Raw genomic sequence first — 13,622 nt, 5'->3', positions numbered from 1 at the left:
GGCAATCTATGTGGCTGATCCTCGGCGCCATGCGGCGGCCCATTACGATCCTGGTGGCGATTGTCGCGATTGCGCTCTGCTCGAGCCTCGCCTTGAAGCGGATGCCGATCGACATTTTCCCGGATTTGGGCCTGCCGGCGATCTACGTGGCGCAGCCCTATTCCGGGATGGACCCGGCCCAGATGGAGAGCTACCTGGTCTCCTTCTACGAGTACCACTTTCTCTATATCACCGGCATCGAGCATGTCGAGTCCAAATCGATTCAAGGCGCGGCGTTGATCAAATTGTTCTTCCATCCGGGCACGGACATGAACCAAGCCTTGGCGCAGACCGTGGCCTACGTCAACCGCTCCTGGGCCTTCATGCCGCCGGGCACCGTGCCCCCCTTCATCGTGCGGTTCGACGCAGGCAGCGTGCCGGTCGGCTCCCTGGTCTTCCGCAGCGAGACCAAGAGCGTGGGAGAAATTCAGGACCTCGCCCTGTTCCGGGTCCGCCCCATGTTCGCGACGCTCCCCGGCGTGTCCGCCCCGCCGCCGTTCGGCGGGAATGCGCGCACGGTCGTAATTCACGCCGATCCCGAACGGATGCGCGCGTACCGGATGGCGCCGGACGAAGTCGTGCAGGCCGTGAACAAGAGTAATCTGATCGTGCCGGCCGGCAACGTCCGCATTGGAGACCTGACCACCATCACGACGGTCAACTCCGTGATCCCGACGATGTCGGGGTTCGGCGACATTCCGATCCGGACCGGAGCCGGGGCCACCGTCTTCTTGCGGGACATCGGTTACGCCGAGAACAGCACCGACATCGTGACCGCCTATGCGCTCATCAACGGGAAGCGCGCCGTGTATATCCCGGTCACGAAGCGGGCGGACGCCTCCACCCTGGCCGTCGTGGATCGCGTCAAAGAGGCCCTGCCCCGGTTCCGGGCGCTGGTGCCCGACGACATTGCCATCAGTTTCGAATTCGACCAGTCCGTCTATATCAAGAACGCGGTGCGGTCGCTCGCCACGGAGGGAGTCCTGGGCGCGCTGCTCACGGGGCTGATGGTGCTGCTGTTTCTGCGGGATTGGCGCAGCGCCGGCATCGTCCTCCTGACGATCCCCTTCGCCCTCCTGTCGGCGGTGGTGGCGCTCTGGGCCGCGGGCCAGACCATCAACATCATGACGCTGGGCGGGCTGGCGTTGGCGGTGGGCATTCTCGTGGACGAGTCCACGGTGGCGATCGAGAATATCCATGCACATTTGGCACGAGGCGGAAACCGGGCACGTGCCATCTTGGATTCGGGCCGCGACGTGGCGGTGCCGCGCCTGATCGCGATGCTGAGCGTGCTGGCGGTCTTCATTCCCTCCTTCTTCATGGTCGGCGTCGGGAAGGCGCTTTTTGTGCCGCTGGCCCTCGCCGTGGGCTTTGCCATGGCGGCTTCCTATGTGCTGGCCAGCACGCTGGTGCCGGTGTTGGCCACCTGGCTGCTCCGGATGGAGCCGCAGCTCGAACAGGTGGATGGCCGCTTCCTGCGATTCGAGCGGGGATACGGACGGCTCGTTGGAACACTCGTCCGGCTCCGGTGGTTGGTCGTGGCGCTCTACCTGCTTGTCGCGGCGATCGTGATCTGGGGCCTGGCCGACCGGCTCGGCCTGGAGCTGTTCCCGGGCGTGGACACGGGTCAATTCCAACTGCGGGTGCGGGCCCCGGACGGGACCCGCATCGAGCGAACCGAAGTCCTGGCTCAGCAAGTGCTGGAGGCGATCAAGGAGGAGGTCGGTTCCGACAACGTGGCCATCACGCAGGGGTTCGTCGGTGTCCAGCCGGCCAGTTATCCGGTCAACACCGTGCACCTCTGGACGAGCGGGCCGCACGAGGCGGTGCTCCTGGTCGCGTTGAAACGGGGTAGCGGCCTCTCCGTCGAAGACGTCAAGGAGCGGCTTCGGGAGAAGCTCCCCGGGCGCTTTCCCGGCACAAAATACCTTTTCGAGGCGGGCGACGTGATCAGCCAGGTTATGAACATGGGGTCGCCGACCGCCATCGAGGTCGCGATGAGCGGGCCCAAGCTCGAGGCGAATCGGGCCTATGCGGAGCGCGTGCTGCAGGAGATGGCGCGGATTCCCACCCTCCGGGACCTGCAGTTCGGCCAACCGTTGGAATACCCCACGGTCGAGGTGGCGGTGGATCGCGTACGGGCCGGCCAGCTGGGGCTGTCCATGGCCGACGTGGCTCGTTCGCTCGTCTCCGCCACCTCGTCCAGCCGGTTTATCCAGCCCATGTTCTGGCGTGACGCGTCCTCCGGCAACGCCTACCAGGTGCAGATTGAAGTGCCGCAGCACCGGATGGCGTCCGCGGAAGACGTGGAGAACGTGCCGGTCATGCCCAATGCCGCTGCCGGTCCCTTGGTCAGGGATCTTGCGCGGGTCGCCCCGGGGAAAATGATCGGTGAGTATGCGCGGTACAATATGCAGCGGATGGTCACGATCGTTACCAATGTGGCGGGGGAAGATCTGGGTCATGCCGCCGATCGAGTGTCAGCCGCCATCGCGCGAGCCGGTGAGCCGCCCCGCGGGGTGACCGTCGCCCTCCGAGGACAGGCCGCGCCGATGCGGGAGACGCTCGCCGGCCTACGGATCGGCTTGGCCCTCTCGATCGGGGTGATCTTTCTCCTGCTGGCTGCGAATTTTCAATCCGTCTGGAACGCGGTCATCGTGCTCTCCACCATGCCGGCGGTCCTGGCCGGCATCATGGTCGTGCTGGCGCTGACCGGCACGACGTTGAATATCCAGTCCTTTCTGGGCGCCATCATGGCGGTCGGCGTCGCCGTGGCGAATGCGATTCTGCTGGTGTCCTTTGCCGAGACGCGATGGCGGACCGGCCGTTCCGCCGAGGAGGCTGCCATCGAGGGCGCGCAGGGACGTCTGCGTCCGATCCTCATGACGAGCGCGGCCATGATCGCCGGCATGATTCCCATGGCCCTGGCGCTCGGGGAAGGGGGCGAGCAGACGGCGCCGCTCGGCCGGGCCGTGATCGGCGGCTTGGTCGCCGCCACGCTGGCCACGCTCCTGATCCTGCCCACCGTCTTCGCGCTGATCAAGCGCCGGCGCCGGCCTGTCGCCGTCTCGCTGGACCCGGATGATCCGTACAGCGCTTATTACGATCCTCCCGGCGACTCGCTACGGAAGGGGCTCCCGTCATGAGACGATGGTTCGTGCTCGGTGGTCTGCTCGCGGTATTCATGATTGCTGTGCTGATGCTGGTTATCGAAAACAACGACGGTCGCACGGTCGAGAAGGCCGTGCCCTCCGGTCAAGGATCGCCTGCAGGGAGCCAGGGCGGAATCGTTCCCCAGGTGGCCGTCGTGCCGGTGATCGCGCAACGCTTGGATGAGACTGTTCGTCTGCCGGGAGAGCTACAGCCGTTTCTCAGCGTGGACCTCTACCCGAAAGTCACAGGGATCTTGGACTGGATTGGCGTCGACCGCGGCTCGCAGGTAAAAAAAGGGCAGGTGCTGGTTCGGCTCACGGCCCCTGAGCTGACTGCGCAGCGGGTTGAGGCCGAAGCTAAGTTGCATTCCGACGAAATCACGCATGCGCGATTGGTTGCCGCCGCGGCCACTCCCGGCGTTGTCGCGCCCAACGATGTGCATATCGCCCAGCGGACGGTGGAGGCGGATCGCGCGCGGGTGAAAACCCTCCAAGAGATGGAAGGGTATTTGGTGATCACCGCGCCGTTCGACGGCGTCATCACCACGAGGAACGTGCACCCAGGCGCGTTGGTGGGGCCAGCCGGTGGCGGGGGAGCGGGAGCGAACCCTCCCTTGGTCAGGTTGGAACATACGGCCCATCTCCGGCTCATGGTGCCCGTTCCGGAGGCCTATACGGGAGGGATTGCGCCGGGTCAGAGCGTCACGTTCACGGTTCCCGCGTTTCCCGGGCAAACCTTCCCCGGCACCATCGCTCGGATCGCCCATTCGATCGACATGAAGACGCGTACGATGCCGGTCGAAATCGACGTGGACAACCCCGCGGGGAGCCTGGCTCCCGGCATGTTTCCGGAGGTGGAGTGGCCGGTACGGCGATCGGGGCCGACCCTCTTTGTGCCCGCCAAGGCGGTCGTGACGACGACCGAACTCACGTTCGTGATCCGCGTCCGGCAGGAGACTGTCGAATGGGTCAAGGTGCAGAAAGGGCGGGCTGTCGGCAACCTAGTCGAGGTGTTCGGCGATCTGAGTGCTGGAGACTCCGTGGCGGCCCGAGGGACCGATGAACTCAGGCCGGGGACGAAAGTGGTGGCCCGGCCCGCCCTTCCTGTGTCTTGACGCGCATGGCCGCCACAGGGCCGTGGGCGGATATATGTCCGATAGGGCTGAAAAATGAAATCCCCTGCTCATTTCCTTCTTATCATCTTGTGCGTGGTTTCAGGATGTGCGTCGAGGCAACACGGTTCAGTCCATGAAGAATTCCCTTTCTATACACTGAGCCGTCAATGCGAGCCCCCGCCGAGTCTTCAGATAGGACTCTCAGCCCCAAGGGTGTCTGAGGTCCCTCGACAGCCGTCACTAGACGACAAGGATCGCCCTGCAGCGCCCCAGCTTTCCCCCCAAGCACGGCATACTGCGGAGATCATTGGGGTCTTGGATCTCCTTTCGGAACTTGCGGCCTATCAAGCAAATGGGGTACACGCGACTGATCGCGAGCGCATCCGGTTACTGGAGTTGCGTCAGCAACTCGCAGATCGTCTGTTGCGCGTCTCCTACGAAATCCACAGTGTGACAGCGGAGGCGGCCTGTGAGGAAGCGCGGGCCGCTCACCTCGCGGATCGGCTCCAAGTGGTCCAAGATAAGAAAGTGCACACACAGACACTCGTTGCGATTGTCGGGGAGGCCATGATCGGTATCGTCGCGGGAGGATTATCCCTGGCGGCGGAGGGGGTCGCTGCCGCCACTATGGACATTACAGGAGGTAGTTTGGCCACGGGCTTTGGACTAGCGGCTTTTATAGAGAAGGAAACACATCAGTTTCAACATCGGCGCAATCTATTACGTGAAGCCTGGGAAGGGCCGGAGCACTCGAAGCTCTTTCCCGCATCAGTGTGGAAATATCTGACTACGGCAAGTGAGGATACTCCCACTTTGCGAGAGAGTTTGGTTGCGGACTGGCGCCAAGATAGTTCCTTGGGCACGCCTGGCTCTGAGACCGAACGGCAGCGCATCGCGCTCTTCTTTGGCGATGGTGGCCTCTATACCATTGATGACCTCCGAACACAGGCGGAAATGCTCGAGTCCCTTAGAGTCGCGGTCAACCTGATGAACCAAGATCTGTATCTGTTGTCTCAAGAGTTGGTATTCAGCACGAGTGTCAAAGCTACACAAAGTACACCCTGATAGAGGTGGAGAAGACTGACAATTGGAAGAGCTAAGAGCCAGAAGTGAATCCGTGTTGCGTGATGACTGCATCGGGGCCGTATCGGAATTTCAGCCAAATGGGGATTGGCTCGGCATTCCTGTCAGACCATGAACAATCGAATGCCACGAAGAATGCCACGAAATGTCTGGATCACGGGCTGGGTCAGCTTCTTCATGGACGTCAGCTCTGAAATGGTCTATCCCCTCGTCCCATTGTTCCTCTCCTCCACGCTTGGTGCCAGCAAATCGGTGGTAGGGATTATCGAGGGGATCGCCGAGGCCAGCGCAAGCCTGCTCAAATTGTTCTCCGGCATGCTGGCCGACCGCTTCGGCAAAAACAAACTGCTGATGGGGATCGGGTACGCCACTTCCGTGGTCTCTCGTCCCCTGCTGGCGCTGGCGACGGGCTGGGGCATGGTGCTGACAGCCCGATTCACCGACCGGGTCGGCAAGGGAATCCGGACTGCTCCCCGCGATGCCATCATTGCCGTGTCCACTCCGCCGGCGCAATCGGGGCTGGCCTTCGGCATCCATCGGGCCATGGACACGGCCGGGGCCGTCGTCGGTCCTGCTGTGGCTCTGCTGATCCTGGCGGTCTGGTCCTCCGATTATCGGCTGGTCTTCTGGTTGTCCATCGTTCCGGGCCTGCTGGCGGTCGCCTTCATCGCCCTGTTCATTTCGGCCGATGGACCGGCGCCCTTGGCGCGGCCGGCCTTCTCCTGGTCCCTGAGCGGATTCGATCGGAATTTTCGGGGATTTCTCCTGGTCATCGGGCTCTTCTCCCTGGGTAATTTCAGCCATGCGTTTCTGATTCTGAAAGCCGAGCAGGTGGGCATGAGTCCGGCCAGGATCTCCGGCGTCTACCTGACGTTCAACGTCGTCTATGCCTTGCTTTCGATTCCAGGCGGAATGTTGGCGGACCGGTTCGGCAAGCGCCGGGTGATTGCCGGCGGGTTCTGCCTGTTCGCGGGCCTGTCCGCCGGATTTGCCCTGGCCGAGGCTCCCTGGCAGATCGCCCTGTTATTTGGGCTGTACGGAGCCTATATGGGATTGACGGACGGAGTGCAGCGAGCCTATCTGGCCACGCTGGTTCCGGAAGAGCGGAAGGCCACGGGGTTTGGCCTCTTTCACTTGGTCGTGGGCGCGACCATACTGCCGGCGAGCGTGATGGCAGGGCTGTTGTGGGACCACATCGGGCCTGCCGCGCCGTTTTGGTTCGGCGCGGCAGCGGCTTCCTTGTCCGCCATCACGTTCATCCGTCTGTCACGGCGGCGCGGGGGGCTTTCATGAAGGACTCTCCGGTCAGGCTGTAGAAAGGCTTGTTCTGCGGCCGGGAAGCAGCCGCAACCGGGTTGTCGCCAGGGTGCCGAGCCGTTTGTGGAGATGGTCCGGCATGGCGCGGGCGCGGTCGCGTGCCCGATGCCAGTCCTGTTCGATGGCGCGGCGGGACTTCAGTCCGAGCCTGCCCGCAAGCTTGCGGAACTGGGCCCGTTCCTCGTAGTTCCCCAGGACGGTTTGGGCATGTTTCAGCCAGGCCACAAGGTCAGGCCTGGCATAGGGTTCGCCGAGAGCCCATTCCTCTTGATAGCGGACGGACTTGATCATGAGCCGCAGGGTATGGAGAGGCTTGCGGCGGGGCTCGGCTTCGGTCTTGGCGATCAGTTTCCGCAGGCGGTCGGCATGCATGCGCCGTAAGGCGATGATGCGTCGGCCCATCCAGTCGAAGGAGGCCGGCGTGGGCGGGAGGGCATGATGTTCGACTAGGCGTTCGACTTTTCGATAGGCATGTTTGTCCTTGAGCCTGCGCTGCATGGCCTGGATTTGCTCGTGCACCAGTCGACGATCTCGTCCGGGGGCCCCTAAGTGATCCAGATAGGGCTTGAAGACTTGCAAGGTCCGAAGCCGGCTGAAGCGCGACACGCAACGGGCCATGATCGCGGCGTTTTCTTCTTCCCCCACCAGCTCCAGATAGGCTTGCAGCCGTCGCAGGTGGGTGCGCAGCCGGTGCAAGGTCTTGGCGCGGCGGTCTCCCGCCGCCAGCAAGGCCAGGGCGTGCAGCACCGTGGCCCGGTACCGAGCGGCCCGATCCTGTCCCACTAGGCGTCCGCGTAAGGCCTGTCCGGCCATGGTGAGCACCCTCGTTCCGGCGCTTCACGCCGGCTGAACAGTTATGGTACAGTCGTCGCTCGCATACGCGTGCGGGAGGAGAGCGGAATGGACTGTATATTGTTTCGACATGGGATTGCCGTGGAGCCGGAGGAGTGGAAGGGGTCTGAAGCCCAACGGCCGCTGACGCCCAAGGGGGCGGAGCGGGTTCGCGAGGGGGCTGCAGGGCTCGTGCAACTCGGCGTGGAACCGACCCATATCCTGTCCAGCCCATTGCTTCGCGCGTTCGACACCGCGAAAATTATCCGTGACACGTTGCGGCTCCGTCTGGAAATTCGGATCTGCGACGAATTGGTTCCCGACGCGCCTCCGGACAAGCTCCTGCCTTTGCTGACGGCCCTGCCGGGCGAGGCGTGCGTGCTCTGTGTCGGCCATGAACCTCATCTCGGCGAAGCCGCCGGCGTGTTGCTGTTTGGCCAGCCGGTCGCCGGCCTGTCGCTGAAGAAAGCCGGCGCCTGCTGCGTCCGTTTCGAGGGACTGCCCAAGGCCGGACCGGGGATGTTGCGCTGGTGGCTCACGCCCTCGCAGCTCAGGAAGCTGGGGGCGCAGTAGCCGACTCTTTGATCGGCCCCCCTGTTCCTGCCGACGCCAGTTGGGTCCGGCCGTTCTTGAGCAGGGGCTCGATCTTGCCCCGGAGCGCTTCCTGGATTTCCTCCGGCGGCTTGCGGGCATCCACCACTTCGAATTTGAACTCCTCGGCCATCTTGTCGAATTCCTCGATCAGCAGCCCCTGGTATTTCTTGAAGCTGTCGTAGAGATCGCCCCCCAGCCGTAAGTCCATCCCGGACTCCCAGAAGTTCATGCCCTTGGTCTCGATCACACGCAGGGCCAGCGTGTCTACGTCGATCCGCAGGTAGCAGACCAGGTCTGGGACGACCGCAAAGCCGAACGCGTCTCTGATCCACGATCGGTCCCCGCTGCGGACGAAGTCCCGGGCGAAGGCCGTGTAAATGTACCGGTCCGCCAACACGATGAAGCCGGAGCGGAGGGCCGGAATGATCTGATGTTCCAGGCGGTCGGCGAAGTCGGTGGCGTAGAGCAGGCTGAACGACCAGCGGTCCAGGATGTTGCCCTGCTTGGCCATCTCGATGGTCTTGGACATGAGGTTGGAGCGGGTCCAGCCGGTCGTCACGACGCCGTAGCCCTGCACCTCGAGCCACTCCTGCAACATCTCGATGTGCGTGGAGCGGCCCACGCCGTCCGTGCCCTCGATCGCGATCAGCTTGCCTTTGAGGTCATTCAGATTTTGGTACGGCAAACCGTCGCCAAAATACTGTCTCGCGTTTTCCATGCGTGCCCCGTTTCGGTTTGTAATGTTCCAGTGCCGTGGAGACCAACTGACGCATATCGTTTTGCTGTTCTTCGATTTCCTTCGTGGCGTCCATCGTGATCAGTCCGTACTCGCTCACGATCTTGTCGTACTCCAGCAGGATGCGGGACTGGAAGATACGGAAGCTTTCCGTCATGTCCTGGCTCAGGCCCATGTCCATGCCGGCTTCGTAATACTTGAATTGGGCTCGCATGCCGCCCAGCAGTCGATTGATGGCCACCTCGATCGGGACCTTGAAATAAAAGGCCATGTCCGGCCGGATTGCGAACCCATAGAGCTTGCGCACCCAGGCCGGCGAGACGCCGCGCACGGCGTCTCTCGCAAAGGCGGTGTAGGCGTACCGGTCGGCCAGCACCACCATGCCGGCTTTGAGCGGCGGCAGGATGTCGTAGTAGAGCCGGTTCGCAAAGTCGGTGGCATGGAGCAGGCTGAACGTCGTCGGGGTGAGGGACTTGTTCTTTTTTCCGCGGCGGGTCGTCTCGCGGACCAGCTCGGACGAGTTCCACTCGGTAAAAAACACGTTGTAGCCCTTGGCGGTCAGCCATTTTTGCAGCAACAGCAATTGGGTGCTTTTACCGGAGCCGTCGATGCCTTCCACGATGATCAGCTTGCCGGGGAAGGGGTGCGGTTGGTTGAACGTGACCAGGGGGGGCGTCATGCAGGCACTCCTTCGCGGGTGAGCGAGCCGGCCGTCTCGAACTGGATCGGCCGCTTGAACACTTTTTCGAACAGGTCGGACCGGTTGCGGGCCGACCAGATTTCCAACTCGGGATCGCCGCCGGTTTTGAGCGTGACGCGCAGGGGCTCGCCGACCGAAACGCGGAGGTCTTGAATCACCGAGAACTGGCTGCGGTCCAGGGCGTCGGCGATGCGGAGCAGCGCGCTGAGCGTCAGGACCATCTTTCGGTTTTTGGGCGGCAACTGGGCCAGGCCGGCGTGGGTGTCACGGGGCAGCGCCCGTCGATGGTAGCGCGCGACGTTGGCGATGATCTCGACCTCGTCGGCGGTCAGCCCGTAGAGGTCGCTGTGCATGATCAGATAGTAGGCGTGCTTGTGGTGCTGGCGCGAGTTGATGAGGTACCCGATGTCGTGGAGGATCGCCGCATACTCCAGCCATTCCCGCTCGCGCTCGCCCAGTCCGTGCAGAGGGGCGGTTTGATCGAAGAGGCGCGTCGCCAGGAACGCCACGTGATCCGCATGCACCTGGGGATAATGGCACCGCCGGGCCAGATAGACCACGTTGCGGCGGCGGACGTTGGGAATTTCCTGCTCGGTGCGGATGCGGTCCTTATGCCGCGCGATGAAGTCGTAAATGAGCCCTTCCCGGATCGCCTTGTCGCTGACCGTCATCTGTTCGTGCCCGGTCCGGTCCATGAGGCTGCGAAACACCATCGCGGCCGGCAGCAGGGTGTCGGCCCGTTTCGGGTCGAGGCCGGGAATGGCCAGCCGGTCTTTGAAGCTGGCATGGGTCAACAAACTTTCCACCGCCTGGATTTCCTTGCGCGTGATCCGGGTCAGGTTGAGTTGCGTCAAGGGACGGCCGGTGCGGCGGAGATAGATGACTTCGGTGAGGTTCGCGGCCATTCCCGAGGTCGCCACCAGACGCTCGAACGATGTAGTTTTGAACTGCCGCAGCGCCTCTTTGAGCTGCTGATCGATGGCTTGCTGCATTTTTTTGAGCATCGCCTTGGTGGGCGGGTCCTGCCGGAGGTAGATGTCCTTCAACCGGATCGCGCCCAGCTTGAGGCTTTGGGCCTGGGCCATGGCCTCGCGGTTGCCGACCATCAATTCCACCGACCCGCCCCCCACGTCCACGACCAGCGTCGGCTGGTCGGAGAGGTCCATGCTGTGGCGCACGCCGAGGTAGATGAGGCGGGCTTCTTCCTGGCCCGTCACCACGCGCACCCGGAGCTTGGTCTGCCGGGCGATTTCTTCGATGAACTCGCCGCCGTTCTTGGCCTCGCGCACGGCGCTGGTGGCCACGGCCTTGATCCGGTCGTAGCCCTTGTTGTGGGCCAGGGTGGCGAGCGTGCGGATGACTTCCAAGGCGCGGGTCATGGCCGCTTCGGAGAGGCGGCGGGTCTTGAAGGCCCCGTCGCCCAGGCGGGTCATGTCTTTGAAGCGATCCAAGACCTTGTAGGAGAAGTCCGGTTCGACCTCCGCCAGGACCATGTGGATCGAATTGGTGCCGATATCGAGAACCGCCAGTTTGGCCATAGGAGCAGCTTAGAAGGCAGGAGGTGGCAAGTCAATCGGCTATTTTATTATGAAAATCATTTGGTTGGGGATGTTGCCGGAAGACCTGATCGGAGTTCGTAGGCAAACCCCTTCCGTTGAAGGACGATGGCGCCGCTGCGGCTGAGGTCGTCGATCATGTGGAACAATTCACACCAGGTGAGTTCGGGCAATGTGGCAGCGACTTGCTCGACGGTCATGCAGCCGGTGCGGGCCAGTAGGTCGAGCAGCAAGAGTTCTTTGTCGGAGGAGACGGTGCGCATCATAGGCCCCTCTCGGCATCGGAGCGGTGAAGACAAGAGGTTACCCGATCGCTCGGGCAACCTCTTGGTGAATCGCGAGCGAGAGATCCTTGCCTGCGCAGTGATACAGTGGACAGGACTGATGGAGTCCCGTCTCGCAGTACTGCATCCGTTCGTTCAAGCTCGGCTTGAACGGCACGATGATCCCAAAGCACAATGCGGTCGTTCCGCTCGTCTCGTGATCCGCAAAATGCGGACAGCTCATGTCATTCACCTCCTTTCTTTAGCCGTCTCCTTGCCCCGGGCACTCTTCCCAGGGGGCACACCCTGGAAAGAACCCGAGGCTCACAGGAGAACGCTACAAGCGCCAGCATAGATGCTCATCGTCTCATCTTGATTAAGCGCAGATTGCGGATGTGTAAATTTTAGGGGGTCACGCGTTCAGTACCTCCCGGACACGGTTCGCCAATGCGTCCGGGGTGAACGGTTTCTGTAAAAAAGCGAGCCCTGCCTCCAATACGCCGTGGTGGGCGATCGCATTGTTCGTGTACCCCGACATATACAGGACCTTGAGGTGTGGGTGGCATTCGGCGAGGCGCTCCGCAACCTTCCGCCCGCTGCTTCCCGGCATGACCACGTCGGTCACCAATAGGTGGATCTGACTCTGGTGGCTGGCGCCGATTGAAAGCGCCTCTTCCGGAGAGGCGGCTTCCAGCACCGTGTAGCCGTGGTCCGCGAGGATGGTTCGTACGAGCAGGCGGACGGCCGTTTCATCTTCGACGAGCAAGACGGTTTCCGTTGAGCGGCCGGCGAGCGCGCTTGGGGAAGGTGCGCAGAGGGGTGGTGCGCATGATTCGACTCTCGGCAGGTATATCTTGAACGTCGTGCCGAGCCCTGGTTCGCTGTAGGCCCAGATCGAACCGCCGCTTTGCTTGACGATCCCGTAGACGGTGGAGAGCCCGAGCCCCGTGCCCTTGCCCTGTTCTTTGGTGGTAAAGAAGGGCTCATAGATATGTCTCAGCGTTTCCGTATCCATTCCGCATCCCGTGTCGCTCACGGCCAGCATGACGTGTGGGCCCGCTTGTGCACCGGGATGTCGGTTGGCCTCGCCGGCATCCAGCTCGATGTCGGCGGTTTTGATGATCAGCGTTCCTCCCTGTGGCATGGCATCCCGGGCATTGGCCGCAAGATTCATCAGAACCTGGTCGAGTTGTCCCGGGTCTGCTTTGATGGAGCCTATCCGGCCTAAGTCCAGAGTCAGTCGGATGTCCTCGCCCATCAGACGTTGGAGGATCGGGCTGATAGCGGTTACCGCCTCATTGAGATCCAGGACTTTCGGTTGCAGCACCTGCCTCCGACTGAAGGCCAGAAGCTGACGGGTCAAGCTGGCGGCCCTGTCGCCGGCTTGCTTGATCTGCTCCACATAATTCCGCTGGCGGTCCTTCATGTCCGGTTTTTTGAGCAGCACCTCGCTGTATCCCGTGATCACGGTCAGCAAGTTGTTGAAGTCGTGCGCGATGCCTCCGGCCAGCCGTCCGACGGCTTCCATTTTTTGTGATTGGCGAAGGTTCGCTTCGCTAACCCGCAACGCTTCCTCCGCGTGATCGCGCGCCTGAATGTATCGGTGGAGGCGACGGTTGATGAACCAGAGCAGGGCAAAGGCAATCAGCGTCGTGGCGGCGAAGGTGACGGCAGTCTGGCGGGTGTTGTGCTGCGCTTCCCGGACTTCTTCTTGCAGTCGCGTTCGGTTGTCCCGTTCCATCGCCGCGATCAGGCGTTCGATGTCTGCAATTTTGTATTTAGCGGGGCTGTAGACGACGCTCCGCAAGGCGGCGTCAAGCCCCTTCACTCGTCGCAAGTCGGTCGTCCGCCTGAATTCCGTCAAGGTGTAGGCGACGAACGGCTCCAAGCTGTCCAGCTGCTGTTGTTGGAGCGGATTGTCCATCGTCAGCGCTCGGAGTCGGAGCAAGTGATCCTTGACCAATGGGCCTGCCAGATCGAACGGAGCCAGGTACGGCTCTTCGCCGGTCAGGAGGTAGGCCCGCTGGCCTGCTTCGGCGTCCTTCAGGATCGAGAGCGCCGTTTGCAGTTCCGATAGGATTTCGTACGTCTGAATGTGGGAATCTCTGATGTGGAGCTGTCTGGTGGTGTTGTAACTCAGCAGGAGGATATTCAGCACGAGCACTAACGCCACACAGATGAGTCCGATCGTCACCCTATTCTTGACGAGAGTTTGTCGCATGCGACTCTCCGGAAT

The 13,622-nt window shown here is 62.4% G+C and carries 12 protein-coding genes; 5 read left to right on the top strand and 7 right to left on the bottom strand.

Features of this window, described 5'->3' with window-relative positions:
• The first annotated feature begins 8 nt into the window (after positions 1-8).
• The 4 genes from EPO61_15495 (at position 9) to EPO61_15480 (ending at position 6,682) form a co-directional block, all read left to right on the top strand.
• Positions 9-3,185 (top strand): efflux RND transporter permease subunit, encoded by a 3,177-nt coding sequence (locus EPO61_15495; GenBank protein TAJ07359.1) that lies wholly within the window; start codon positions 9-11, stop codon positions 3,183-3,185.
• A complete protein-coding gene (locus EPO61_15490; protein ID TAJ07358.1) occupies positions 3,182-4,306 on the top strand; it encodes an efflux RND transporter periplasmic adaptor subunit in 1,125 nt (374 codons plus the stop codon). The genes EPO61_15495 and EPO61_15490 overlap by 4 nt, the downstream gene beginning before the upstream one ends.
• Positions 4,307-4,621: 315 nt before the next feature.
• Positions 4,622-5,371, top strand: a complete 750-nt coding sequence (locus EPO61_15485) for a hypothetical protein (GenBank protein ID TAJ07357.1) — start codon at positions 4,622-4,624, stop codon at positions 5,369-5,371.
• Between the two features lie 141 nt (positions 5,372-5,512).
• Positions 5,513-6,682 (top strand): MFS transporter, encoded by a 1,170-nt coding sequence (locus tag EPO61_15480; GenBank protein ID TAJ07356.1) that lies wholly within the window; start codon positions 5,513-5,515, stop codon positions 6,680-6,682.
• Positions 6,683-6,694: 12 nt separating this feature from the next.
• Here the strand turns inward: EPO61_15480 and EPO61_15475 are convergent, their stop codons facing one another.
• On the bottom strand, positions 6,695-7,519 hold the full coding sequence (locus EPO61_15475; protein ID TAJ07355.1) for a CHAD domain-containing protein: 825 nt from the start codon (positions 7,517-7,519) through the stop codon (positions 6,695-6,697).
• 87 nt (positions 7,520-7,606) lie between these two features.
• On the opposite strand from EPO61_15475, the gene sixA reads away from it, so the two are divergent.
• Positions 7,607-8,110 carry a phosphohistidine phosphatase SixA gene (gene sixA, locus EPO61_15470; protein TAJ07354.1) on the top strand — a complete coding sequence of 168 codons (504 nt, stop codon included), beginning with the start codon at positions 7,607-7,609 and terminating at the stop codon, positions 8,108-8,110.
• On the opposite strand, the gene EPO61_15465 is transcribed toward sixA, so the two are convergent.
• The 6 genes from EPO61_15465 to EPO61_15440 all read right to left on the bottom strand — a co-directional run bounded on the left by EPO61_15465 (position 8,088) and on the right by EPO61_15440 (position 13,607).
• Positions 8,088-8,849, bottom strand: coding sequence for a thymidylate kinase (locus EPO61_15465; GenBank protein ID TAJ07353.1), 762 nt, complete (start codon positions 8,847-8,849; stop codon positions 8,088-8,090). The genes sixA and EPO61_15465 overlap by 23 nt on opposite strands.
• Positions 8,794-9,546 (bottom strand): dTMP kinase, encoded by a 753-nt coding sequence (gene tmk, locus EPO61_15460; protein ID TAJ07352.1) that lies wholly within the window; start codon positions 9,544-9,546, stop codon positions 8,794-8,796. The genes EPO61_15465 and tmk overlap by 56 nt, the downstream gene beginning before the upstream one ends.
• Positions 9,543-11,105, bottom strand: coding sequence for a Ppx/GppA family phosphatase (locus EPO61_15455; GenBank protein TAJ07351.1), 1,563 nt, complete (start codon positions 11,103-11,105; stop codon positions 9,543-9,545). Before EPO61_15455 ends, tmk begins: the two co-directional genes overlap by 4 nt.
• A 56-nt stretch (positions 11,106-11,161) precedes the next feature.
• Positions 11,162-11,389, bottom strand: a complete 228-nt coding sequence (locus tag EPO61_15450) for a hypothetical protein (GenBank protein ID TAJ07350.1) — start codon at positions 11,387-11,389, stop codon at positions 11,162-11,164.
• A 37-nt stretch (positions 11,390-11,426) separates the two neighbouring features.
• Entirely contained in the window at positions 11,427-11,630 is a 204-nt protein-coding gene (locus EPO61_15445; protein ID TAJ07349.1) for a hypothetical protein, read from the bottom strand.
• Between the two features lie 168 nt (positions 11,631-11,798).
• A complete protein-coding gene (locus EPO61_15440) occupies positions 11,799-13,607 on the bottom strand; it encodes a response regulator (protein ID TAJ07348.1) in 1,809 nt (602 codons plus the stop codon).
• Positions 13,608-13,622: the final 15 nt, after the last annotated feature.

Source organism: Nitrospirota bacterium (assembly GCA_004296885.1).
In the GTDB taxonomy this organism is placed as follows: domain Bacteria; phylum Nitrospirota; class Nitrospiria; order Nitrospirales; family Nitrospiraceae; genus SYGV01.
The sequence above is the reverse complement of the archived record's forward strand: the minus strand, read 5'-3'. Positions and strand labels throughout refer to the sequence as shown.